Annotated in this window: 20 protein-coding genes; 10 read left to right on the top strand and 10 right to left on the bottom strand. The window is 71.9% G+C overall.

Annotated elements, in window-relative coordinates:
* Positions 1-107 precede the first annotated feature (107 nt).
* Positions 108-1,049 (bottom strand): MerR family transcriptional regulator, encoded by a 942-nt coding sequence (locus tag ABD841_RS12465; RefSeq protein ID WP_344970795.1) that lies wholly within the window; start codon positions 1,047-1,049, stop codon positions 108-110.
* Positions 1,050-1,212: 163 nt separating this feature from the next.
* Between ABD841_RS12465 and ABD841_RS12460 the strand changes: the two genes are divergently transcribed.
* Positions 1,213-2,490 carry a cryptochrome/photolyase family protein gene (locus ABD841_RS12460; RefSeq protein WP_344970793.1) on the top strand — a complete coding sequence of 426 codons (1,278 nt, stop codon included), beginning with the start codon at positions 1,213-1,215 and terminating at the stop codon, positions 2,488-2,490.
* Positions 2,491-2,579: 89 nt separating this feature from the next.
* On the opposite strand, the gene ABD841_RS12455 is transcribed toward ABD841_RS12460, so the two are convergent.
* The 6 genes from ABD841_RS12455 to ABD841_RS12430 all read right to left on the bottom strand — a co-directional run bounded on the left by ABD841_RS12455 (position 2,580) and on the right by ABD841_RS12430 (position 8,904).
* Positions 2,580-2,918 (bottom strand): hypothetical protein, encoded by a 339-nt coding sequence (locus ABD841_RS12455; RefSeq protein WP_344970791.1) that lies wholly within the window; start codon positions 2,916-2,918, stop codon positions 2,580-2,582.
* A 36-nt stretch (positions 2,919-2,954) separates the two neighbouring features.
* The gene (locus ABD841_RS12450; RefSeq protein ID WP_344970790.1) at positions 2,955-3,632 is read right to left on the bottom strand and encodes a uracil-DNA glycosylase; all 678 of its coding nucleotides are present in this window, start codon (positions 3,630-3,632) and stop codon (positions 2,955-2,957) included.
* 82 nt (positions 3,633-3,714) lie between these two features.
* Complete coding sequence (locus tag ABD841_RS12445) at positions 3,715-4,590, bottom strand: carbohydrate ABC transporter permease (RefSeq protein ID WP_344970788.1); 876 nt, start codon at positions 4,588-4,590, stop codon at positions 3,715-3,717.
* A complete protein-coding gene (locus tag ABD841_RS12440; protein ID WP_425581980.1) occupies positions 4,587-5,804 on the bottom strand; it encodes an ABC transporter permease in 1,218 nt (405 codons plus the stop codon). The genes ABD841_RS12445 and ABD841_RS12440 overlap by 4 nt, the downstream gene beginning before the upstream one ends.
* Before the next feature lie 366 nt (positions 5,805-6,170).
* A complete protein-coding gene (locus ABD841_RS12435) occupies positions 6,171-7,505 on the bottom strand; it encodes an ABC transporter substrate-binding protein (RefSeq protein WP_344970785.1) in 1,335 nt (444 codons plus the stop codon).
* Positions 7,506-7,647: 142 nt separating this feature from the next.
* Positions 7,648-8,904, bottom strand: a complete 1,257-nt coding sequence (locus ABD841_RS12430) for an ABC transporter substrate-binding protein (protein WP_344970784.1) — start codon at positions 8,902-8,904, stop codon at positions 7,648-7,650.
* 131 nt (positions 8,905-9,035) lie between these two features.
* On the opposite strand from ABD841_RS12430, the gene ABD841_RS12425 reads away from it, so the two are divergent.
* From ABD841_RS12425 to ABD841_RS12405, 5 genes are all read left to right on the top strand, one after another.
* The gene (locus ABD841_RS12425) at positions 9,036-9,542 is read left to right on the top strand and encodes a PadR family transcriptional regulator (protein WP_344970782.1); all 507 of its coding nucleotides are present in this window, start codon (positions 9,036-9,038) and stop codon (positions 9,540-9,542) included.
* Complete coding sequence (locus tag ABD841_RS12420; protein ID WP_344970781.1) at positions 9,539-10,282, top strand: ABC transporter ATP-binding protein; 744 nt, start codon at positions 9,539-9,541, stop codon at positions 10,280-10,282. The genes ABD841_RS12425 and ABD841_RS12420 overlap by 4 nt, the downstream gene beginning before the upstream one ends.
* Positions 10,283-10,289: 7 nt before the next feature.
* The gene (locus tag ABD841_RS12415; RefSeq protein WP_344970780.1) at positions 10,290-12,569 is read left to right on the top strand and encodes an FtsX-like permease family protein; all 2,280 of its coding nucleotides are present in this window, start codon (positions 10,290-10,292) and stop codon (positions 12,567-12,569) included.
* A gap of 64 nt (positions 12,570-12,633) precedes the next feature.
* On the top strand, positions 12,634-13,056 hold the full coding sequence (locus ABD841_RS12410) for a hypothetical protein (RefSeq protein ID WP_344970778.1): 423 nt from the start codon (positions 12,634-12,636) through the stop codon (positions 13,054-13,056).
* Positions 13,057-13,166: 110 nt separating this feature from the next.
* Positions 13,167-13,817 carry a phytanoyl-CoA dioxygenase family protein gene (locus ABD841_RS12405; protein ID WP_344970776.1) on the top strand — a complete coding sequence of 217 codons (651 nt, stop codon included), beginning with the start codon at positions 13,167-13,169 and terminating at the stop codon, positions 13,815-13,817.
* Between the two features lie 56 nt (positions 13,818-13,873).
* On the opposite strand, the gene ABD841_RS12400 is transcribed toward ABD841_RS12405, so the two are convergent.
* Positions 13,874-14,635, bottom strand: a complete 762-nt coding sequence (locus ABD841_RS12400; protein ID WP_344970775.1) for an aldo/keto reductase — start codon at positions 14,633-14,635, stop codon at positions 13,874-13,876.
* A 402-nt stretch (positions 14,636-15,037) separates the two neighbouring features.
* Here ABD841_RS12400 and ABD841_RS12395 point away from each other — a divergent pair, with 402 nt between their 5' ends.
* Positions 15,038-15,466, top strand: a complete 429-nt coding sequence (locus tag ABD841_RS12395) for a hypothetical protein (RefSeq protein ID WP_344970773.1) — start codon at positions 15,038-15,040, stop codon at positions 15,464-15,466.
* A gap of 88 nt (positions 15,467-15,554) precedes the next feature.
* On the opposite strand, the gene treS is transcribed toward ABD841_RS12395, so the two are convergent.
* Positions 15,555-17,213, bottom strand: coding sequence for a maltose alpha-D-glucosyltransferase (treS, locus tag ABD841_RS12390; RefSeq protein WP_344970943.1), 1,659 nt, complete (start codon positions 17,211-17,213; stop codon positions 15,555-15,557).
* Positions 17,214-17,661: 448 nt separating this feature from the next.
* Entirely contained in the window at positions 17,662-19,320 is a 1,659-nt protein-coding gene (locus tag ABD841_RS12385; protein WP_344970772.1) for an asparagine synthetase B family protein, read from the bottom strand.
* Positions 19,321-19,391: 71 nt separating this feature from the next.
* Here ABD841_RS12385 and ABD841_RS12380 point away from each other — a divergent pair, with 71 nt between their 5' ends.
* The 3 genes from ABD841_RS12380 (at position 19,392) to ABD841_RS12370 (ending at position 22,982) form a co-directional block, all read left to right on the top strand.
* Positions 19,392-21,302, top strand: coding sequence for a hypothetical protein (locus ABD841_RS12380; RefSeq protein ID WP_344970770.1), 1,911 nt, complete (start codon positions 19,392-19,394; stop codon positions 21,300-21,302).
* 118 nt (positions 21,303-21,420) lie between these two features.
* Positions 21,421-22,143, top strand: coding sequence for a DALR anticodon-binding domain-containing protein (locus ABD841_RS12375; RefSeq protein ID WP_344970768.1), 723 nt, complete (start codon positions 21,421-21,423; stop codon positions 22,141-22,143).
* Positions 22,144-22,175: 32 nt separating this feature from the next.
* Entirely contained in the window at positions 22,176-22,982 is an 807-nt protein-coding gene (locus tag ABD841_RS12370) for a neutral zinc metallopeptidase (RefSeq protein WP_344970766.1), read from the top strand.
* The last annotated feature ends 114 nt before the right edge of the window (positions 22,983-23,096 follow it).

The following is a 23,096-nucleotide window of genomic DNA, read 5'->3' as shown; positions in this document are numbered from 1 at the left end:
CGGTGGCGATCCGGGCGGGTGAAGGGGCCGGTGCCGGGGGTGCGGTGGCGATCCGGCCGAAGAGCCACCCCGGGACGGCGCGGGGCACCGGGAGTGGAGGGAAGACGTCAGCGCAGGACGGAAATGACGCGGGTGAGGGCGTCCTGGAACGACGTGACGTGCGGGATCGACGGCGGAAGCTCGTCCCACCACCCCCAGCCGCCGACGATGATCCGGCTCGGCGGGCGGAGCACGGGCAGCGACAGCAGCGGGGCGGGGTCGCCGGTGGAGGTCTGCGACGACCAGATGAAGACGACCGACGGACCCAGCCGCCGCATCGCGTCGGCCAGCGCCGAGTACGGGGTCCGGGCGCCCAGCACCCTGGTCTCCACGCGGTGCTCGTCGGCCAGCACGGCGGCCAGCGCGTAGATCGGCAGGCTGTGCTGCTCGTCCTCGGCGCAGGCGAGCAGCACCGGGCTGACGTTGACCGGCTGCGGCGGGCGCTCGATGAACCGGGTCAGCCCGGCCATCACCCGGTCGGAGAACAGGTGCTCGACCTCGATGCTCGCGCCGCTCTCGGCCTGGCGCCGGACGATCGTGTCGAAGACCGGGAGGACCAGCTCCTCCCAGGTCCAGATGATCCCGTGCCGGGCCAGCGCAGCGGTGATCCAGTCGGAGACGGTCTGGCTGTCCAGTGCGATCGCGGCCCGCGCCAGCATGTCCACCGTCGGGATCTCGGGCCGGCGGGCGACGCCGGGGGGGAACTCGCCCACCTCGGGGGCGGCCTCCGGCGCCGGGGGAGCCGGGGGGATCACCTGGATCCTGAGGACCTCGCGTGCGGCGTCGGCGGCCGGCACGCCGTTCTTGATGAGGCGGTTCATCTCCTGCAGCCGCCACAGATCGAGCGCGTCGTAGCGGCGGTGCCCACCCGGGCTGCGGCGGCTGGGCCCCACGCCGTAGCGCAGGTTCCAGGTCCGCAGCGTGGGCGCGGGTACACCGAGGCGCCGGGCCACGGCCCCGATGCCGTAGCCCGGCTCCTCCTCGGGCGTCGCCTGGCGCTGCTCGTCCATCCCTGTTCACTCCAAGCCCTGATCGCCACACAAGCCTGCCGGGTGACGTGAGCGGTAGATGTTCCCGTTCGTTTCTTCGGCCACGGCTCCGCGGCGGATGCAACCCGACGTCGTCCCCGGCGGGTGCAACCGACCGGACGTGACCGGGCGAAATGCCATTGTGATGGATACCGTCGTCGTGTTGTTCGACCGCGACCTCCGGGTGCACGACCACCCCGCCCTCGCGGCCGCGTGCGAGGAAGCGCGCCAGGTCGTCCCGCTGTTCGTCGTGGACCCCGCCATGCCTGAGGGCCCCCGCCGGGGGTTCCTGGCCGAGTGCCTCGCCGACCTGCGCGGCTCGCTCCGGGAGCGGGGCGGAGAACTCGCGATCCGCCGGGGCGACCCCGTGGCGGAGGCGATGAGGCTCGCGGGTGAGCTGTCCGCCCAGGCCGTCTTCACCGGCCTGGACGTCGGCTCCCCCGCCCGGCGCAGGCAGCGGCGCCTGGCCCGGGAGTGCGCGAACGCCCGGATGGAGTTCCGCGGCTTCCCCGGCGTCACCATCGTGCCGCCCGGCGCGCTCAGGCCCTCGGGCGGCGGCGACCACTACCGGGTCTTCACGCCCTACTGGCGGGCCTGGAGCCGCCACCGGCGCCGGCAGGTGCTCAAGGCCCCCGGCATGGTCGTCGTCCCCGGCGGCCTGGACCCCGGCCCGCTGCCCGTGCCGGGCCACCGGCCGCACGAACTGTTCCGGGGCGGCGAGACGGTGGGGCGGCGGCGGGCGCGGCAGTGGCTCAGGCACTGCGTGGCCGACTACGCCGACGGTCACGACGACCTCGCCGGCAACCGCACCTCCAAGCTCAGCCCGTACCTGCGGTTCGGCTGCGTGTCACCGCTGGAGCTGGAGTCGCTGGCGGAGGACGGCGACGCCTTCGTCAGGCAGCTGTGCTGGCGTGACTTCTTCCACCAGGTGACGGAGGCGTTCCCCCGCATCGACCGGGACGACTACCGGCCGCGCGGGCACGACTGGCACGACGACCGGGACGCGGCACAGGCCTGGAAGGAGGGCATGACCGGGATCCCGATCGTGGACGCCGGCGTGCGGCAGCTGCTCGCCGAGGGCTGGATGCACAACCGGGCCCGGATGATCGTGGCGTCGTTCCTGGTCAAGCGGTTGCGCGTCGACTGGAGGATCGGCGCGGAGTTCTTCTCCGAGCGGCTGCTCGACGGGGACGTGGCCAACAACCACGGCAACTGGCAGTGGGTCGCCGGGACCGGCAACGACACCCGGCCCAACCGGACCGTCAACCACCTCCGGCAGGCCAGGCGGTTCGACCCGGACGGTGAGTACGTCCGGCGCTACGTTCCCGAGCTCGCCGCCGTGCCGCCGAACGCGGTTCACGAGCCGTGGCGGTCGCCGGTCGGCGTCGGCGGCTACCCGGCGCCGCTGGTCACGACGGACTGACCTCCGGGGACGCGCCGTCGCGCCGCCGGACCGCCCCGGGACCGGCTCCCCGGCCGGCGGAGCGGTCCGCCGGCCGCGGTGGCCGCGTCTCAGTGCGCGTGGCCGGTGTGGTCGTCCTCGTCCTCTTCGTCGGAAGGGCCTTCGGAGGGCTCGACACCCAGCACGGCCTCGCGGGGCTCGATCTGGTCGACGTGCTCGATCAGACCCAGGACGTGGTCCGGCTCGATCAGCCACTGCAGTGCCGTGGCTCCGGTCTCGTCGGCGGAGACGAGCTCCGCCTGCTCCCTGCGCTCTTCTTCGTCCAGATCGGCGTCAGGGTGGTTGATCTCCTTCAGCGCGGCGGTCTGCAGGGCGGTGACGTCCCGCACCTCCACCGTCAGCTCAACCGTCAGACGCAGATAGCGTTCAGTGCCCGATTCATCACTCATGGTGGAAATCCTAGTGCCTGGCGTGGTCGGATGAGCCTAGGGGAGCTTCCAGTCGACGGGGGTGGCGCCCTGCTTCTCCAGGAGCTCGTTGGTCCGGCTGAACGGGCGGGAGCCGAAGAATCCGCTCCGGGCCGACAGGGGGCTCGGGTGGGCCGACTCGATGGCCGGGACGTCGCCCAGCATCGGGCGCAGGTTGCGGGCGTCACGCCCCCACAGGATCGCCACCAGCGGCTTGCCCCGGGCGGCGAGGGCCTTGATGGCCTGCTCGGTGATCTCCTCCCAGCCCTTGCCGCGGTGCGAGGCGGGCTTGCCCGGCATGACGGTGAGCACCCTGTTGAGCAGGAGCACGCCCTGCTCGGTCCACGGGGTGAGGTCGCCGTTGCTCGGCATGGGCAGCCCGAGGTCTTCGGTGAGCTCCTTGTAGATGTTGCGCAGGCTGCCCGGGATCGGGCGCACGTCCGCGGCGACGGAGAAGCTCAGCCCGATCGGGTGGCCCGGCGTCGGGTAGGGGTCCTGCCCGACGAGCAGCACCTTGACCTGGTCGAAGGGCTGCTGGAACGCGCGGAGCACGTTCGGTCCCGACGGAAGGTACTGCCTGCCTTCCGCCACCTCCTTGCGGAGGAAGTCGCCCATCTGGGCGATCTTGTCAGCGACGGGTTCCAGGGCCTTGGCCCACCCGGCTTCCACGACTTCGTTCAAAGGACGTGCTGCCATGTGGAAGACCCTATCGGGGTTTGAGGGCCGGTACGGCTCCCGCCGGGAATCGGGGGAAGCCGTACCGGGCCTGCCCTTTTTTCTATTTCACCGAGCCTGCCAGCATCCCCTGGACGAAATACCGCTGGAAGGCGAAAAAGAGGACCAATGGGATGATCAGCGACAGGAACGCACCTGGAGCCAAAATATCGACATTGGTCCCAAATTGCCGCATCTGTGATTGCAGTGCCTTGGTCATCGGTTGGTTCTCGGTGCTCGCGAAGACCAGGGCCACGAGCAGGTCGTTCCAGACCCACAGGAACTGGAAGATGCCGAGCGAGGCGACCGCCGGCTTGGCCAGCGGGAACACCACGGTGGAGAAGATCTTCCACTCGCCCGCGCCGTCCATCCGCGCCGCCTCCAGCAGCGATCTCGGGATGCCCGCGAAGAAGTTGCGCAGCAGGAAGATGGCGAACGGAAGCCCGAAGGCCACGTGGAAGAGGACCACGCCGGCGATGGAGCCGAAGATGCCGAGCCCGCCGTAGAGCTTCGCGACCGGGATCAGCGCGATCTGGATCGGCACCACCAGCAGGCCGACCACCACCAGGAACAGGGTGTCCCGGCCGGGGAACTCCATCCAGGCGAAGGCGTACGCGGCCAGGGCCGCGATGCCGATCACCAGGAGGGTCGACGGCACGGTGATGAGCACGGTGTTCCAGAACGACGCGGTGAAGCCGGAGGCCAGCAGGTCGGCGTAGTTCTTCAGGGTCAGCTCCGCCGGCGCGGTGAACGCCGTCCACCAGCCGGTGGAGTTGTTGGCCGTCTCGGTGCGGATGGAGACCACGAACAGGCCGAGGGTCGGGACCAGCCAGAGCAGGCCGATCACCACCAGCACCGCCTGGACCAGGCCGCCGCCGATCCGGTCCAGGATCCGCCCGGCCGCGCTGCGCTGCCGGGCGCCGAGAGTGGCGGTCGTCACTGGTTGTCCCTCCTGAACCGGCGGATGTTGAGAACCATGAAGGGGAGCACCAGCACCAGCAGGAAGATGGACAGCGCGCTGCCCAGCCCCTGGTCGCCGCCGCCGCCGAAGGAGACCCGCCACATCTCCAGCGCGATCACGTTGGCCTGCGGCTGCACCGATCCCGGCGCGATGATGAAGACCAGGTCGAAGACCTTGAGCGTATTGATGATCATCGTGACGAAGACGACGAGCAGCACCGGGGAGAGCAGCGGGACGGTGATCCTGCGGAACACCTGCCACTCTCCGGCACCGTCGATGCGGGCCGCCTCCAGCGCGTCACGCGGGATGGCCGAGAGTCCCGCGGCGATCAACACCATGGCGAAGCCTGCCCAGACCCAGACGAACGCCCCGATGATCGCCGGGGTGATCAGCGTCGGGCCCAGCCAGGAGAGCCCGTTGAAGGGCGCCTGGAAGTTCGCCTGCGGCAGGCGCACCCGGTACTCACCCGGCGCGAGCCCGGTGAAGCGGAAGGTGCCGTCGGCCTCGGTGGTGGCGGTCGCCTTGACGGCGCCGCCCTGCACCGCCTCCACGGTCACCCCCGCCAGGCCCTTCTCGGTTGGGTCCACCCGGTTGACCGCGCCGCCGCCGCCCTGGGTGAAGTCCACCCACACGGTCCCGGCCAGCTCTCCGGGGCCCGGCTGGACGGTCCTGGCCGTCGCGGCCGAGGCGAGGTCGCCGGGCTTGACGCCGACCAGCGGGACGAGCACCGCGGTGCCCGGCCCCACCGGCTGCTTGGTCACCACCGTGCCCTGCTGAACGGCGACCGGCGCCTGCTCGTTCTCCCTGGGGCGGGCGTCCGGGTAGCCCACGCTCGGCCGGAAGACGTCCCGCACGGAGGTGATCACCGCGTTGGCCACGCCCCGGTCCGGGTCCTGCTCGTAGACGAGGCGGAAGATGACCCCGGAGGCCATCAGCGAGACGGCCATCGGCATGAACACGATCAGCTTGAAGGCGGTCGCCCAGCGGATCCGCTCGGTCAGCACCGCGAAGATCAGACCGATCGTGGTGACCAGGATGGGGGCCACGACCACCCAGATCAGGTTGTTCCTGATCGTGGTCAGGGTGGCGGGGTCGCTGAAGATGGAGGCGTAGTTCTCCGCGCCGACGAAGGTGTCTCCGGGACCGTCGTACAGGCTGCGGAAGATCGAGTAGACGATCGGGTAGATCACCATCACACCGAGCAGGAGCGCGCCCGGCAGCAGGAACAGGATCGCCAGCTTCGGCGACGGGCCCAGCCTGCTCCCGGTGACGCCCTTCCGGCGGGAGCCGCCACCGGAACCCACCGGGCCCGCGGCGGCCCCCGTGGCCACCGCGGGACCGGTGGCCCCGATCGTTCCCGCGTTCTCCGCGGGTCCGGCGGCCGGGACGGCTCCGGAGGGCTCGGGGGTCTCCGGGGGCGCTCCGGGCGCCGGGGTCCGGACACCGCCGGTGTCCGGCGGTGACGGGTGCGTCTCGGACGGTCCGGGCGAGGACCCGCGGGCGGCCTCGCCGCGCGGGCCCTGCGGGCCGTCCAACCGTTCGGTCACGGCCTTGCCCCCTTACTTCCAGGCCTTCTTGGCCTCGTCTTCCAGCTTCTGCTGGATGCCCTTGACGTCCGAGGGGTCGCGCACGAAGTCCTGGAGGAGCTTCCACTCGCCCTTTCCGTCGGTGCCGCCGAAGGCGCTCGGCGCGAGGTCGGACATGTCGTAGCGGACCGACTCCCCGGCGGAGATGATCGTCTGGGCGAGCTGCTTGGTCAGCTCGGCCGGATAGTTGTCGGGCGAGACGTTCCGGTTGGGCGAGAGGTAGCCGGGAAGCTTCGCCCAGACCTCGCCGCCTTCCTTGGAGGCGAGGAACTCGAGCAGCGCCATCGTGCCCTTGGAGTCCTTCATCGCGACCGCGATGTCGCCGCCCAGCACGACCGGCTCGGTCTCACCGGCCTTCGGGAACGGGAAGTACTTGGCCTCCTCACCGAGCTTGGCGCCCGACTCCTCGGCCGAGGTGGCCACGAAGTCGGCCTCGATCACCATGGCGGCCTTGTCTTGGCCGTAGACCTGGGTGACGCAGGTCGGGAAGTCGGTCTGCAGGGCGCCGGACGGGCCGCCGAGCAGGAACTCCTTCTTGCCCGTGATCTGCGCGATCTTCTCCAGGGCGGTGGTCACGCTGGGGTCGGTCCACGGGATCTCGTGCTTGGAGAGCTTGTCGTAGTTCTCCGGGCCCGCGCTGGACAGGTAGACGTTCTCGAACAGGTCGGTCAGCGTCCAGCCGGAGGCGCCGCACAGGGCGAACGGCGGGGTGCCGGAGTCGGCGACCGTCTGGGCGGTCGTGACCAGCTCGTCCCAGGTGGCCGGCGCCTGCGTACCGGCGTCCTGGAAGGCCTGGTCGCGGTACCAGACGAGTGACTTGTGCGCGGCCTTCACCAGCACGCCGTAGACCTGCCCGTCCGCGGAGCCGAGCTCCTTCCAGTACGGGGTGTAGTTCTCGTCGATCTGCTTCTGCACCTCGGAGGTGAGAGGCTTGAGCGCCTTCTGGTCCGCGTACTGCTTGACCAGGCCTGGCTGGGGGAGGATCGCGATGTCCGGCGGGTTGCCGCCCTGGATGCGCGGGCCGAGGTAGGCGCCGGTGTCCTCGCCGGTGGAGGCGTAGGTGACCTTGGCTCCGGTCTTCGCCTCGAACGCCTTGAGCACCTGCTGGAAGTTGGCCTGCTCGGGGCCGGTCCACTTGGCGGCGACCTCGATGGTCACGCCGTCGAGGGTCTTGGCCGCGGCGGGGGCGGTGCCGCCGGTGCCGCCGGTGCCGCCGGTCGGCGTGCTCTGGGACGCGGATTCGCCGCCGCAGGCGGCGAGCGCCAGGGCCAGTCCCGCCGCCGTCGCCACGGCTATGGATGTGCGCATGCTGAACGGACCTCCTCAGGTGTCGGGCCCCCGGATGCGGGCGGGGCATCGGGGCGGGGGCAGTGGAGAGGGGATGGGATATGGAGATGTGCCGAGAACCGAGATGGGGATGACGGCTCTCTCCCGGGGGATCGCCCCGGGCTCATCGAGCGCGGACGATCTCGTCGAGTTGTTCTCGCATGGCGGCGACGGTGTCGCCGACGTCCTCCTCGAAGGGCGGGGTGAGCGCGTTGGAGACCGCGCTGGCGATCACCAGGCTCACCTGGTTGTAGTCGGCGCCGGCCGGCCGGGGCCGGGCGGAGAGGATGCTCTCCTTCAGGACCGGCAGGTACGGGAAGCGCTTGATCAGGGCGGGGTCGTCGTACAGCTCGGCCCACACGGGCGGGAACGAGCCCTCGGTGAGCACCCGCCGCTGGTTCTCCAGGCCGGTGAAGTAGCGGATGAACTCCGTCGCCGACTTCTGCCGCGTGGAGTAGGCGCTCACGGCGAGGTTGATCCCGCCGAGTGAACCCGTCCCCGGGCCGTCGAGCCCGGGAAGCCTGGTGACCGCGAACCTGCCCGCGACCTCCGAGGTGGTGGCCGGGCCGTAGGCGTGCGGCCAGTTCCGCGCGAAGGCCAGCCGGCCCTCCTGGAAGGCCAGCCGCGACTCCTCCTCCTTGAAGGAGAGCGACTCCCGCGGGATCCACCCCTCCCGGAACCCGCCGACCAGGAAGTCCAGGCCGGCCTCGGCCTTGGCCACGTCCATGGTCACCCTGGCGCCGTCCTGGCTGAGGATCTGCCCGCCGGCCGACTGCACGGCCTCGGTGAAGTTGACGGTCAGGCCCTCGTAGGCCAGGAACTGCCCGGCGTAGCCGCCGATGCCGTACTCGTCGTGCAGGGCGCGGGCCTGCGTGCGCAGCTCCTCCCAGGTCTTCGGCGGGGTGAAGCCCTCCTTGGCCAGCAGGTCCTTGCGGTAGTAGAGCAGGCCGGCGTTGCTGGTGTACGGCACCGCCCAGAGCTTGCCCCGGTAGACCGCGGTGTCGACGACCGGCGGCAGGAACCGGTCGAGCGGGAACAGCTCGCGCTCCAGCGGCAGGATCCAGCCGGCGTCGGCGAACTCCGCCGTCCAGACGACGTCCAGGCCGAGCACGTCGTACCGCTCGGACTTGGCCTGCAGGTTGGCGACCATCTGCGCGCGCTGCTCGTCGGCGGCCTCGGGGAGTTCGAGCAGGGTCACCGGCTCCTCGGGGTGCGCCCGGTTCCACCGGTCGAGCAGCGGCTGCAGGTAGGCCGTCGTGTCGCGCCCGGTCACCAGCGTTATCGGGCCGGTCCCGCCGAACCGTTCGGCCTCCTGCGCGTCCGCCTCCGAGCACCCCGCCATGACGAGCACGGCGAACACGGCGGAGAGCAGTCGCCGCACGATGACCTCCCGTTTTCAAGGCGGTTACATACGTGTTAGGTAGATGCATGCATGTTATGCATAGCGGTAACATCGGCGTCAACGGATGACCTCGTAACGAGCCCGTAACAAGCACTCCGAGGAGGTGGGGCGTGCGGCTGACGCTGCTGGCGCTCCTCGCAAAGGAACCTGCCCATGGCTACGAGCTCAAACAGGCTCTTGAACAGATCTTTGGAAGCGCTTACCCTTCACCGAACATCGGGCAGATCTACGTCACGCTCGGCCGCCTGGAGAAGGACGGCCTGGTGCGCGCCGTGGACGTCGAGCAGTCCAGCCGGCCGAACAAGAAGGTCTACTATCTGACGGCCATGGGCCGCGAGGCCCTCGACACCTGGGCGGACGAGTCCAGCGAGGGGCCCAGGGTCCGGGACGAGTTCTTCATGAAGCTCGTGCTGGCCCCGATGACCGGAATCGCCGACCGGACGGCGCTGATCAACCGTCAGCGCCGCCACTACCTCACACTCATGCGCGACCTGAACGAGCTCGCCGAGCAGACCGATCCGGGCAACCGGGTGGCCCTTCTCCTCATCGAGGGGGCCATGCTGCACCTGCAGGCCGACCTCGACTGGCTCGAACGCTGCCAGGAGGAGCTGAGTTGACATCCCCCGTGGTCGACACCGTCAATCTCGTCAAGATCTATCAGGACGGCGGGGTGCCGGTGCCGGCCGTGCGCGGCGTCGACCTGCGGGTCGAGCCGGGGGAGTTCGTGGCCGTCATGGGGCCGTCCGGGTCCGGCAAGTCCACCCTGGTCCACATGCTCGGCGGCCTGGAGGCCCGGACCAGCGGCGAGATCTGGCTCGACGGCCGGCGGGTCGACACCCTGAGCGAGAGCGCCTGGGCGCTGCTCCGCCGGCAGAAGATCGGCTTCGTCTTCCAGTTCTTCAATCTCGTCGCCAACATGACCGTGGCCGACAACGTCGAACTGCCCGCGCTGCTGGCCGGCGCGTCGGCGCGCGAGGCCAGGGAGCGCCGCGAGCACCTCCTCGGCGAGCTGGGGCTGACCGCGCGCGCCGACGCCGCGCCCTCCCAGCTCGCCGGCGGTGAGCAGCAGCGGGTCGCGCTGGCCCGCGCGCTGGCCAACACGCCGAGCCTGCTGCTCGCGGACGAGCCCACCGGCAACCTCGACAGCCGGAACACCCGCGACGTCCTGCGGCTGCTCGGCCAGGTCCACCGCGACGGCCAGACCGTCATCCTCGTCACCCACGACGCCCGGGTGGCCGGCCTGGCCGACCGGGTGGTCTCCCTCCTGGACGGCCAGATCGTCGACGACGGCGCCGTGGGCGCGGCCCGCCGCCGCCCCAGGGGCACCGCCGGCGACGTCGTCGAACTGAGGGGATGACCCCCGCATGAGCACCGTCCGCGCCTCCGCCAGATGGATCCGGGCAGACCTGCGGGCGCGCCGGGCCCAGGCGGCGCTCACGGTGCTGACCGTGGCCGGCATCGTCACCGCGCTGATCACCTCCGCGACCCTGCTGGAGGACGGGACCAACCCCTGGCGGGGGCTGTTCGCCCAGACCAGCGGCGCGCACGTGTGGATACACACCAGGGACGCCCCCGACCCGGCCGCCCTGTCGCGGCTCCCCGGGGTGGTCCAGGTCGCGGGGCCGTACCGCACGGCGCCGGCGACGCTCGCGACAGGCGGGAAGAAGTCGCCCGTGGCGTTGCGCGAGATGCCCACGAGGCTGCCCCCGGTCGCCGCGCCCCTGGTCCGCGAGGGGCGCTGGCTCCGCGAGGGCGACGCCGACGGTGTGGTCGTCGAACGCTCCTTCGCCAGGACGCTCGGCCTGGAGGTGGGCGGCCCCTTCACCGTCACCGCGCTCAACGGCGCCACCCACCCGCTGATCGTCGTCGGCCTCGCCGACACCGCCGACCAGGGCTTCTACCCGGAGTGGACGCCCGGCCTGGCCTGGACGCCCGCCTCGGTCCTGGCGAGGGTGGAGCCCGCGCCGGGCCGCAGCGAGGCGGTCACCGGGCTGCGCCTGGCCGACGGCGAGGACACGCTCCCGGCCGTCCACGGCGCGGTCACCCTGCTGGACGAACAGATCCAGCGGATGTCCACCTGGCGTGAGGTCCGCGCCTCGATGGAGCTCGACAACCGGCTGCTCGGCCTGCTGCTCGCGCTGTTCGGCGGCGCCGGGCTGGTCGCCGCCGCGCTCGCCATCGCCAACGCGGTGGGCGGGCGGGTGCTCACCCAGACGCGCGACATCGCCACCCTGAAATCCCTCGGCTACACCCGGGGCCAGGTCTTCGCCGTGCTCATGGCCGAGCACGGCGCGCTCGGCCTGCTCGGCATCGTGATCGGGCTGGTCTGCGGGCAGGTCGCGGCCGCGGTCGCCCTGGACGGCGTGCCGATCCCGCCGCTCTCGCCGGCGCCGCTGCTGGCGATCGCCGGGGGCACCGCCGCGGTGGTCCTCGTGGTGGTCGCCCTGCCCGCCTGGCACGGCAGCCGCACACCGCCGATCCCCGCGGCGCCCGCCTCACCGCCGAAGGGCCACCTGTCGCGGATGGCCAGACTCGCCCTTCTCGCACGGCTGCCGCACGCCCTCGTCCTGGGCACCCGCGACGCCTTCACCCGGCGTGTTCCCGCGCTCCTCGGCGTCTTCGGCCTCGCGGTCCCGATGATGATGATCACGATCGGCCTCGGCTGCTGGGCCACTCTGGACGACTTCCTGCGCCACCCCGAGAAGGTGGGCCAGGCGGCGGCGCTCACCGTCCGTCCGGGCGAGCTCTCCCCCGGGGAGACCCTGCGGATCACCAGGGCGGACCCCCAGGTGCTGGCCGTCTACCCGGGCAGCGAGGTGCCCGTGCTGGAGCCGGAGCAGACCAGGAGCGTGCTGGCCCGCGCGGTGGGCACCTCCGCCCAGCCGTACCCCTTCGCGGTGGTGGAAGGGCGGATGTTCGCCGGCCGGGGCGAGGCCGTCGCGGGGCAGGGGCTGCTCGACCTGCTGGGGGTGGAGATCGGCGACCGGGTCCGCATGACGGTCGGCGGCACCCCGCTGATCGTGCACATCGTGGGCCGGGTGGTCGAGCCGGACCAGGACGGCGAGGTGCTCTCCCTCGGGATGGACAGCCTGGCGGCCAAGGACACGGTGCCGCCGCAGTTCTACAGCCTGGTGCTCAGGCCGGGAGCCGACCCGGACGCGGTCCGGGCCCGGCTGCTGGCCGCCTCGGACGAGGCACTGGAGGTCAGCCGGGTGGTCAATCCGGCGGAACGGCTCGCGGTCATCCGCGTGGTGATCGTCGCGCTGACCGTCGTGCTGGCGCTGATCGGGCTGACCAACCTGCTGACCGCGAGCGCGCTGAGCCTCCGCGACCACGCGTTCGACCTGGCGGTGCTCAAGGCGATGGGTCTCACGCCCCGTCAGGTCGTGGCCACGCTGGTCACCGGCACCGGCCTGCCCGCGGTGCTGGGGGTGCTCGTGGGCACGCTCGCCGGGGCGTCCCTGGCGGCCGGCCTGATCGACCTGCAGGGCCGCACCAGCGGCATGGGCGCGGGCATCGGGCGCACGCCGTCGGCGCTCACGCTGGCCGCGGCGGTGCTGACCGCGGTGGGAGTCGCCCTGCTGGTGGCGCTGCTCCCGGCCCGCAGGGCCGCCCGATCCCGGATCCAGGTCACGGTCCGTTGAGTACCGCCGTCGGTCGAGTATCGCCGTCGGTTGAGTGCCGGCACCGGTCGAGGGCCGTGGCCCGTTGGGGGCCGCTCCGCTCCCGCCGCGCCACCCGGTACGGCTGGTCGCCGAGAGGGCGCCCCTCCGGGGTGAGCCCCTGCTGGTCCGGGTGTCCCGGTGGGACCGGCTGAAGGACACGGACGGGGTCCTGGCCTCTTTCGCGGCGCACGTGGTCGAGGGCTACCTGGCCCTGGTCGGGCCGGGCCCCTGCGGAATCCCGGGCGACATCGAGCAGGGCGTCTGGTTCGGCAGGTGCCTGGCCGCGTGGCGCGCGCTGCCCCCGGCGCAACGGCGGCGCGTCGGCCTGCCGGTGCGCGGCCCGGCCGACCTGTCGGGTTTCGGGACGCTGCCGGCCTCGGTCGTGAAAGGGGAGACGGACACCCGGGGCATGGGGCACGGGCGCACCGGAGGGTGCTGCGGGACTTCCTTCCCGACCGGGAGATAACCGCCACGGCGCACCTGCTGGGCGACCGGTGAGCGCGCGGGAAAGAGAGAGGCCGCCGAGCGGGGCCGGCTCGTGAAGAAGGAAGAAAAGAGCATGAAAGGGAGCTGGAAATGGCGAGGACGACAGGAAGAACCCTGTCCGCCGAGGACCTGGAATTCTACCGGGAATCCGATTATCCGGTACGTGACCGGTTGCTCCGCCCCGACAGGTTCGAGGCGCTCAAGGAGCATTTCGAGCAGAAACTCGCGGGCCTTTCCGAGGGGGAGTTCCCCGAGGACGCGGACGTTCCCCACTTCACCGATCCGGCGCTGTTCCGGTGGTTGTCCGACGAGGACGTGCTCGATCTCGTCGAGACCATCCTGGGGCCGGACACGGCACTTTTCTCAGCCCGCTTCTTCTGCAAACCGGCGGGGGACGGCAAGAGCGTTCCCCGGCATCAGGACGCCCACTACTGGCGGGAGACCATCGATCCCGCCACGGAGGCGATCACGGTCTGGCCGGCCATCGACCCGTCCGGCCGGCGGAACGGCTGCAGGAAGGTGATCCACGGGAGCCACCTGGGGAAGGCGTCGCGCTACCGGGACGTGACCGAGACGGGCAGCGTGTTGGACGAGGAGCTGGACCGTTCGGAGGTCGACGTCGGCAGGGCGGTCCCGGTGGAGCTGGAACCGAACCAGGCCGGCATCCACGCGGCGGGGCTGGTGCACGGCAGCGACGCCAACGTCAGTTCACTGCGCCGATGCGGGTTCACGATGCGCTGATCGCGCGCCCGTCGCGGGACCGCTGAGGACGCCCCGCGCCGCCTGTCCGCGATGGTCTACTCGAACCCGGCGACCGGGTGGGGCACGTACGGCTCCTCAAGCTCCGCGATCTCGTCCGGGGTGAGCGAGAGATCGAACGCGGCGATCGCGTCGTCGAGGTGGTGCGGCTTGGTGACGCCGACGACGGGGGCGGTGACCGCGGGGTTCCCCGCCAGCCAGGCGAGGGCGACCCGGGCGCGCGGGACGCCGCGCGCCTCGGCGACCCGGGCGACCCGTTCCGCGACCACGCGGTCGGCGGCGGTGGTCCGGGCGTAGAGGCTCGCGCCGTACTCGTCGTCGGCGGTGCGGGCGGTCTCGGTGTCCCAGTCGCGGGTGAGCCGGCCGCGGGCCAGCGGGCTCCACGGGAGGACGCCGACGCCCTGGTCGGCGCAGAGCGGCAGCATCTCCCGCTCCTCCTCGCGATTGAGCAGGTTGTAATGGTTCTGCATGGACACGAAGCGCGTCCATCCGTGCAGATCGGCGGTGTGGAGGGCTTTGGCGAACTGCCAGGCGTACATGGACGAGGCGCCGATGTAACGGGTCTTGCCGGCCCTGACCAGGTCGTGCAGGGTTTCGAGGGTCTCCTCGATCGGGGTGTGCGGATCCCAGCGGTGGATGAAGTTGACGCCTGCCTCGACCGCGCGGCGGATGAGGGCGCGGCTGTCGTCCTCGGGCAGGGTCCAGGTGTCCGCCCCGCGGCCCGGATCACCGAAACTCATGCATCCCAGGAACAGCCGGGAAACGTCCAGACCGGTATTGCCGAGCTTGACGTAATCCATGGAATCCATTCCTTGACGGCGCCGGTCCGGCCGTCGGCGGGAACCGCGCCACGGCCTCGTCGAATTCACGTCAGGCTAACACGGAACATCCCGACGGCCCATCGCATTGCGCACCGCCGCCGGCGGTCACACTCCGGATTACCGCGTTTCCCGAAGGATGACAACGCGCGCGCCAAGGTGTGAATGGTTTGTCGCGGGGCATGCGACGCTCACGCGCCACGTTCACAGACCCGAGTAAGGAGAACGGGGACAGAATGGCTGCTCGTCTGATGTCCGCCCAGGTGACAGGAAGACGTGGAAACGAGGGGGAGGCCGTGCGGCTCCATTCCGGTGAGGTCACGACCTTCGGCGCGTGTTCCTGCAGGGAATGCGGTTTCGATCTGCGGCTGCCCTGCCAGACGTGTGACGCGGCCGTCGCGGGTGCCCTGCCAGACGTGTGACGCGGCCGTCGCGGGCCGGTTGAGCGCCCACCACGATCACTGGCGAGTCGGCAACCAGGGCAGGGTCCGCCTGATCGTGGAGAACATCGAGCATCCGGACGAGTACTTCGGCGTCACCCCCGGGCGGACCGAGGTGCCCGTGCCGTTCGAGAGCGCGAGGGTCGTCGGCGCCTGCGAGACGGAGGCGGAGATCACCGTGCTGGGCCCGGCCCCCTGGCAGGCGGGGCCGGCGGGCCGTGTCCCGGCCCACGACTCCCCCGACAAGCTCGACGCGCGTCCGAACACCGGGCAGGTCACCGGCCGGGGGTGGAAGCGGGAGGTGCTGGTGACGAGGGCACTGCGGCTCGGCCTGGTGGACTCGGGCTCCGGCCGCGCCGGGCACCGCCGGTGACCGCCCGCCGGGCTCCCCCCGCCCGGCGGGGGGAGCCCGGCGGGCGGGGACGGACGGGCGGGGCGGGCGGATCCCGGGGGAGGAGACGTCAGCTCCGCAGGGAGAACCAGTAGAAGCCGTGACCCGGCAGGGTCAGCAGGTAGGGCAGGGCGCCCACGGTGGGGAAGTGGACCCCGCCCCGGGCCTCGACCGGGGTCATGCCCTCGAAGCGGCGCAGGTCGAGCTCGACCGGCTGCGGGTACTTCGACAGGTTGTTGACGCACAGCATGACGTCGTCCCCGTCCTCGCGGACGAAGCTGAGCACCGCCGGGTTGCTCGACCACAGCTCGTTGTAGACGCCGGTGCCGAAGACCGGGTGGTCGCGGCGGATCTGGAGCATCTTCCGGGTGAAGTGGAGCAGCGAGGCGGGGTTCTTCTGCTGGGCCTCCACGTTGACCGCCTGGAAGCCGTAGATCGGGTCCATGACGGCGGGCAGGTAGAGGCGTCCGGGGTCGGCCTGGGAGAAGCCGGCGTTGCGGTCCGGGCTCCACTGCATCGGGGTGCGGACCGCGTCGCGGTCCTCCAGCCAGATGTTGTCGCCCATGCCGATCTCGTCGCCGTAGTACATGACCGGCGAGCCGGGGAGCGAGAGCAGCAGCGCGGTGAACAGCTCGATCTGGTCGCGGTCGTTCTCCAGCAGCGGGGCCAGGCGGCGCCGGATGCCCAGGTAGGCGCGCATGCGCGGGTCCTTGGCGTACTCCGCGTGCATGTAGTCGCGCTCCTCCTCGGTGACCGTTTCGAGCGTCAGCTCGTCGTGGTTGCGGAGGAAGATGCCCCACTGGGCGTTGTCCGGGAGCTTCGGCGTCCGGGACATGATCTCGGAGATCGGCTCGCGGCTGCCCCGCCGCACCGCCATGAAGATGCGCGGCATGAGCGGGAAGTGGAAGGCCATGTGGCACTCGTCGCCGCCCACCGACGGGTCGCCGAAGTACTCCACGACGTCCTCCGGCCAGCCGTTGGCCTCGGCCAGCAGCACCCGGTCCGGGTAGAGGCGGTCCACCTCGGCGCGGACCTTCTTCAGGTACGCGTGGGTCTCCGGCAGGCCGGAGCAGGTGGTGCCCTCGCGCTCGAACAGGTACGGCACCGCGTCCAGGCGGAAGCCGTCGATGCCCAGGTCCAGCCAGAAGCGCAGGACCTCCAGCATGGCCTCCTGGACCGCCGGGTTCTCGTAGTTCAGGTCCGGCTGGTGGTGGAAGAACCGGTGCCAGTAGTACTGCTTGCGGACCGGGTCGTAGGTCCAGTTGGACTCCTCGGCGCCGATGAAGATGATCGGCGCGTCGGGGTAGCCGGTCGGCTCGTCGGCCCAGACGTAGAAGTCCCCGTACGGGCCCTCGGGGTCGTGCCGGGAGGCCTGGAACCAGGGGTGCCTGTCGCTGGTGTGGTTCATCACCAGGTCGGTGATGATGCGCAGGCCCCGCCGGTGCGCCTCCTCGACCAGCTTGATGAAGTCCGCGAGGTCCCCGAAGTCGGGGAGGATCTTCATGTAGTCGGAGATGTCGTAGCCGCCGTCACGCAGCGGCGACTCGTACAGGGGGAGCAGCCACAGGCAGTCGACGCCGAGCCACTGGAGGTAGTCCAGCTTCTCGATGAGGCCGCGCAGGTCTCCGGTGCCGTCGCCGTTGGAGTCCTTGAACCCGCGGACCAGCACCTCGTAGAAGACCGCGCGCTTGTACCACTGGGGGTCCGCCGAGATGAAGTCCTCGGCGATCGTCTCCGGGGCGTGGTCGGGGGAGGGGAAAGGGGATGCGTTCAACGTGTTCTCGCTCACGGTGATGGGGGCAGGACGAAGTCACCGGGTATCCCGGCTGATGATGTTTGGTGACCGCGCCGGCGGGAGCCGTCATCCCCACGAGCTCCATGGCCTCGGACGACCGAATTTGTGATTCGGGACCATCCGTTGTGGCGCTTTCTGCGCCGAAGACTACCAGCCGCGTGACGTGGTGGAAGCCCGCTCGGCGGGGTACTCCGCTCCCCTCACGCGGAATCCCCGCCCGCATCGCGCCGTGCCCGCGTAATCACCCTGTCGCTCACCGTCTCCACACCCGGAACACTCCCGACTCCGCCGCCCTGACCTGGGACGATGCCCGCCGGGGCGTCCGCTCGCGGGTGCCGGGACCGCGCGGTGCGACAGGCGCGCCGGGAGGCGCGCGGGGACGTCAGGACCAGGGGGGTGTGAGGTCGGCCAGGCGGTCCCCGTAGTCGCCGAGCCAGGCGCCGAACAGGACCAGGCCGCGAACCCAGAAGCGGTCGTTCCAGCCGTTGAAACGGGCCAGCGCGTCCGGCCCCTCGGCGACCACCTCGTGCAGCCGCTCCGAGAGCAGGGAGGGCACGGTCCCGGCGACCCGGGTGAGCATCCGGTGGCCGTACTCGCGGGCGGGCGCGGCGGCCGAGCGGAGCGGGACGCGCTGCAGCGGCTGCTTGACCACGTTGGTGGAGGGCAGCGCGGCCACCCGCGGGTTGGCCGCGTACAGGACCTCCCGGTAGAAGCGGCCCCGGTCCTTGCGGGCCACGCCGACCGAGAGCGCCGCGTCGAAGAAGTCGGGGTGGATGAACGGGGCCGCGAACGAGGCCTCCGGGCCCACCAGGTTGACCGGCGAGCGGGCGATGCCCCGGGCCGTGCGGGTGTGCAGCACCGAGAGCGGCAACTCCGCCCGGTGCCCGTTGAGCATGGAGGTCGACTCGGCGAAGGCGTGCCTGACGGTGTCGGTGATCCAGGCCTCGGCCTGCTCCGACAGGAACGGCACCGACGGGGCGCCCAGCGCCAGCGAGCCGAGCAGGGCGGCCTTGCGCTCCGCCTGGGTGGAGGCCTCCAGCGCGGCCCCGCTGACCATGAAGTTCTTCAGCAGCGGCCCGCCGGCCAGCCCGTCCACCAGGGTCCGCCCCGCCCGGTGCACCTCGCGGGCGAAGGGGGTGTACCAGGCGTGGTGCGGGGTGAGGAACTCCAGGCGCCGGGCCGCGGCCAGCGCGTCGTCGGGGTAGGCGGCGGGGTCCTGGGGGATCACGCGGTGCCGCACGCCCAGCTCGCGGGTGATCGCCTTGGCGAAGACGATGTCGGTGTCGGTGCCGTCGTCGGGGCTGGTCGTCCACGACTCCACGTCGGCGCCGCGCGCCACCGCGACCGAACACAGCAGCCGCGAGTCGTAGCCGCCGCTGACCGGCACCAGCAGCGGGCGCCCGTCGAACTCCTTGTAGACCTCGTGCAGGATCTCCAGGATCTCCCCGGCCGCCCGCCCCGCCTCGTACGGCTCCTCGCGCAGCCAGCGGGGCAGCCTCCGCTCGGTGGAGATCCGGCCCGACCCCGGTTCGAAGATCAGCGCGCTCGACCCGGCGAGCCGCCTGACCTGGGTGTAGGGGGTGTCGTCACGCAGCGGGAAGGTCAGCTGGATGATCGAGGCCCAGGCCTCCCAGTCGACGTCGTACGGCGTGCGCACCAGCGAGAGCAGCGGTTCCAGCAACGAGGAGAAGTAGACCGCGCCGTCGCGGAAGAGGTAGTAGACGTCCACCAGGCCGAGCCCGCCCGCGTGCAGCGCGATCCGCTCGCCGTCGTTGATCAGGCCGGGGGTCTCGTACGTCTCCGCCACGGTGATCCACGGCGCCGCCTCACCCGGCGTCCGCTCGCCCCAGGCGAACGCCCAGGTCCGCTCGTCCCGCCGGTAGGGCGGCAGCGGCGCGGAGCCGAACAGCGCCGCCCCGGGACTCCGGAGCGCGGGCCTGACCCGCGGGCCGGCCTCTCGCAACGTCTCCAGGACGGCCTCGTCAAGGTGCCCGATGCCGCCGCAGACGTACGGCCTCACATTGAACGTCGGCCACTGCACCGTGCTGACTCCTCTGTGTCGCGATTGACCAAAGGGTATCCTTTCGCCCGGCTGAGAAAACGGAGGACGGCGTGGCGGGCGACCAACTCGAAAGCACACGGCAGGCGTTGCGGGAGGCGGTGGCGCACGCGGAACGGGCCTCCGAGCTGGCACGCCTGCTCGAAGCGGCACAGGCCAGGGTCGCCGACGCGGAACGCGCGGCCGAGGAAGTGCGCGTCCTGCGGGAGCGTCTCGACGAGACCGAGGAGCGGCTCCGGGCGGCGAACGCGGCCGAGGAGAAGCTCCGCAAGGACCTGGCGGAACAGCGCTACCAGGCCGACGTGGCCAAGTGGAAGCTCTCCTCGGTGCAGCTGGCCCGCTGGTCCCGGCTCGGCGACGCCATCAAGACCGGCAAGTCCAACCCCGTGCGCCTGGCGCGCGGCCTGCGCGGCGCCGCCAAGCCGGCCAAGCGCCCCACCGCGCCCAAGCGCCAGCCCGTCCCGCGCAAGACCGACGGCAAGCAGCAGCCGGCTCCGGGCGCGGCCTTCCAGGCGACCAGTTCCGTCAGGACCGTCGGCGGCAGCTCGGTCAAGCTCAAGCCGTACCGTGTTCCGACCGGTCCCAACACCCGTCCGCACCTGACCGCGGCCGTGGTCGCCGAGCCGCACGCCGAGGCGCTGCTGCGCTACGAGTGGCGGCAGACCGTCGGCTTCACGCCGCGCGACTTCGCCCGGGTGCTGAGCCAGGAGATCCCGCACCTGCTGGTGGTCGAGTCGGTCACCGAGGGGCCGTGGGCGGAGGAGATCAGGCAGCCGGGACAGGGACTGCGCGCCCTGCTGTCGTGGTGCGCCGAGCGCGGCATCCGCACGGTCTTCTGGCACACCGGGGGCGAGGTGGAGCGCTTCGTGGCCGCCGCCCGGCTCTTCGAGCACATCGTCACCGCGCTGCCCAGGTCCGTGGGACCGTGGGGCACCGCGCTGGCGTCGCGGGACCCGGAGCCGGGCCGCCGGGCGCCCTCGCTGGGCATCCTGCCCTTCGCGATCCAGCCGCGCGTGCACAACCCGCTGCCGCTGGCCGGCGACCGCTTCGAGCGGGTGCTCACGCTGCAGGAGCTGCTCCCCGAGCACCTGTCGTACCCGGACGTCCTGACCTCCTACCGATGGCCCGTCGCCGTCGACTGCCCGCCGGGCACGGAACCCTGGCGGATGGCGGAGATCGCCGCCTGCGGCACCCCGATCGGCACCGAGCCCGACCCGGTCCGGGCCCACCTGGCGCTCCGCCAGGCCTACGCCTCCGGCACGATGAGCGACAAGGTCGACGACCTGCTGGACGCGATCGGCCTGCCCAGCGGCCGGGCCACCCTGAACGTCTCGGTGATCATGATCGACCGGGGCGACCTCGACTACACGCTGGCCCAGGTCGCGCCGCAGAAGGGCGTCGTCCAGCTGGTGCTGCTCTCGGACGCCCCCGGCGCCGCCGAGCGGGCCCGCCAGGCGATGCCCGACGGGGTGGACGTGGTGGTCCGCCGCAGCGACCCCGACCTGACCACCGGCGGCCTGCTCAACCGCGCCCTGGACCTGTGCCAGGGCGACCTGGTGGCGGTCATGGACGCCCGCGACCAGTACGGCGAGCACTACCTGACCGACCTGCGCCGGGCCTTCCTGTTCAGCACCGCCGACATCGTCGGCAAGGCGGCCCACTACGCCCACCTGCGCGACGTCGCGGCGACCGTGCTGCGCCAGCCCCAGGCGGAGTACTCCTACCTGCCCGACGTGGCCGGGGCCACCCTCCTGGCCCGCCGCACGGTCCTGCGCGGCATCGGCTTCGCCGACGTCTCCGACGGCTGGGGCGAGGTGCTCATGCGCCAGTGCCGCGCGGACGGGATCAAGGTCTTCTCCGCCGACCGCTTCGGCTACGTGTGCCTGCGCGACCGCGACCGCTGGCTGCTGGGCTCGGCCCAGCTCATCGACTACGGTCCGGCCGATCCGCACGCCCTCGTCTGACGTGCCTGCCCGGCCGGCCCGCGCGTCCCGATCCGACGCGCCCGGCCGGCCGGTACGCCCCGGCCCGCCGGGCCCGTCCCCTGTCGCCCGCGGGGCCGGGCTCCTCTATGGTGCGAGGATGACGCCCGGCGAGCTCGGCGCGCTTCTCGGCATGCCGCCGATCCCGCGGGGGACGTGGGCCGAGGAGGCGCTCTACGTCTCCCCGGCCGCGCTGCGCCGGGGCGCGGATCCGGCGGAGACGGCGGCCCGGCTCCGCGCGCTGCCCGGCGTCGCGGCCGTCCGGGTGCGCGCCGACGGGTTCCTGGAGATCGTGGTGGCCGTGCCGGGAGAGCTCCTTGAGGAGATCGGGCCGCCGGGCACCGGAACCGCCCCGGCCGCCGGACCGGTCGCCGCCCCCGCCACCGGATCGGCCGCCGTCCCGGCCGGAGGCCCGGTGCCGGCGCCGCCGTGGTCCGACCGTCCCAGGACGTGGGCCAACCCGGGGTTCGCCGTGCGGTACGCGCACGTGCGGGCGGCCGCCGTGCAGCGCTGGGCGGCGGAGCTGGGCGTGGGCGGCGCTTTCCGGCCCGAGCTGCTCGACGGCAGGTGGGACCGGGCGGTGCTCAGGCTCCTGGCCGAGCTGCCCGGCAGGCGGGCGAGCCGCGACCCCGGCTGGGCGGCCTACGCCGAGCAGCTGGCCCTGGCCTATCACGACGCGTTCGAGCGGGCCGCCCCGCTGCCCTCGGGGGACGAGGAGCCGTCCCCGTTGCACGCCGCCCGCGTGCGGCTCGCGCGGGCCGTCCGCGACGTGCTGGCCGGCGCTCTGGCGGAACTCGGTACGACAGCGCCTGACAGACTGTGATAGACCCTCCCAAAAGCGAATTGGGAGGGCAGGTGAACGGTCCGCGGGACTGGGAGGCGCATGAGCCGCGCCGCGCCGGGGTGATCCGGCGGGTGCTGCCGACCGCGCTGGCCTTCGTGGTCATCCTCAGCGGGCTCGCCTACCTCCGCGGTGACCTGCGGGAGCTCATCGGCACCGCGCCCGGCTCGCCGCACTCGGCGGCGGCCACGCACCGCCTCTACGAGACCGGTCCCGTCGACGGCCGCTGCGAGACGCTGCCCGAGGAGATCGACGCCGACATCCGCGCGACGCTGAGGACGCTGACCGGGTGCCTGGACCGGATGTGGGCCGCCACGCTCGCGCAGGCGGACCTCGCGTACAGCCCGCCCGCGGAGGTGCGGCTGGTCGCCACCCCCGAGGAGGCCGCCTGCGGCATCGAGGACTACGACTGGGCCGGGATCTACTGCCCCGACGGCCGCGTCGTCAACGTCCTGGTCGAGGACCGCCGGGCCTTCCCGATGATGTTCACCCTCGCGCACGAGTACGCCCACCACGTCCAGGAGATCAGCGGGATCGCCGGCCGGCGCGGGCCGGAGGTCTTCGACGAGGCGTGGTCGCGGCGGCTCGAACTCCAGGCCGACTGCATGGCCGCGGCGACGCTGCGGATCGTCGAGCCGCGCCGGCTGCGGAACCTGAGCAGGCTCGCCGGCCAGGACTCCGGAACGCAGAGCCAGGAGCCCGCCTACCGGCAGTCGCACGGTTCGGGCGCCAACAGCGCCCGGTGGATGCGGCGCGGCCAGCAGGCGGGCACCGTCGAGGCGTGCAACACCTGGGCCGCCCCGGCGGAGCAGGTGTCCTAGCCGGAAGACTCCCTCTCGACGTGAAGATATGTGGAAAAAACCCTCGCTAGCGTAAAAAGTTCGCGGATTCTCGGGGTATCGCGTCTCGATGGGTGGTCACTCGTCCCAGTCGGA

Source organism: Streptosporangium fragile (genome assembly GCF_039534445.1).
Classification (GTDB): domain Bacteria; phylum Actinomycetota; class Actinomycetes; order Streptosporangiales; family Streptosporangiaceae; genus Streptosporangium; species Streptosporangium fragile.
The sequence above is the reverse complement of the archived record's forward strand: the minus strand, read 5'-3'. Positions and strand labels throughout refer to the sequence as shown.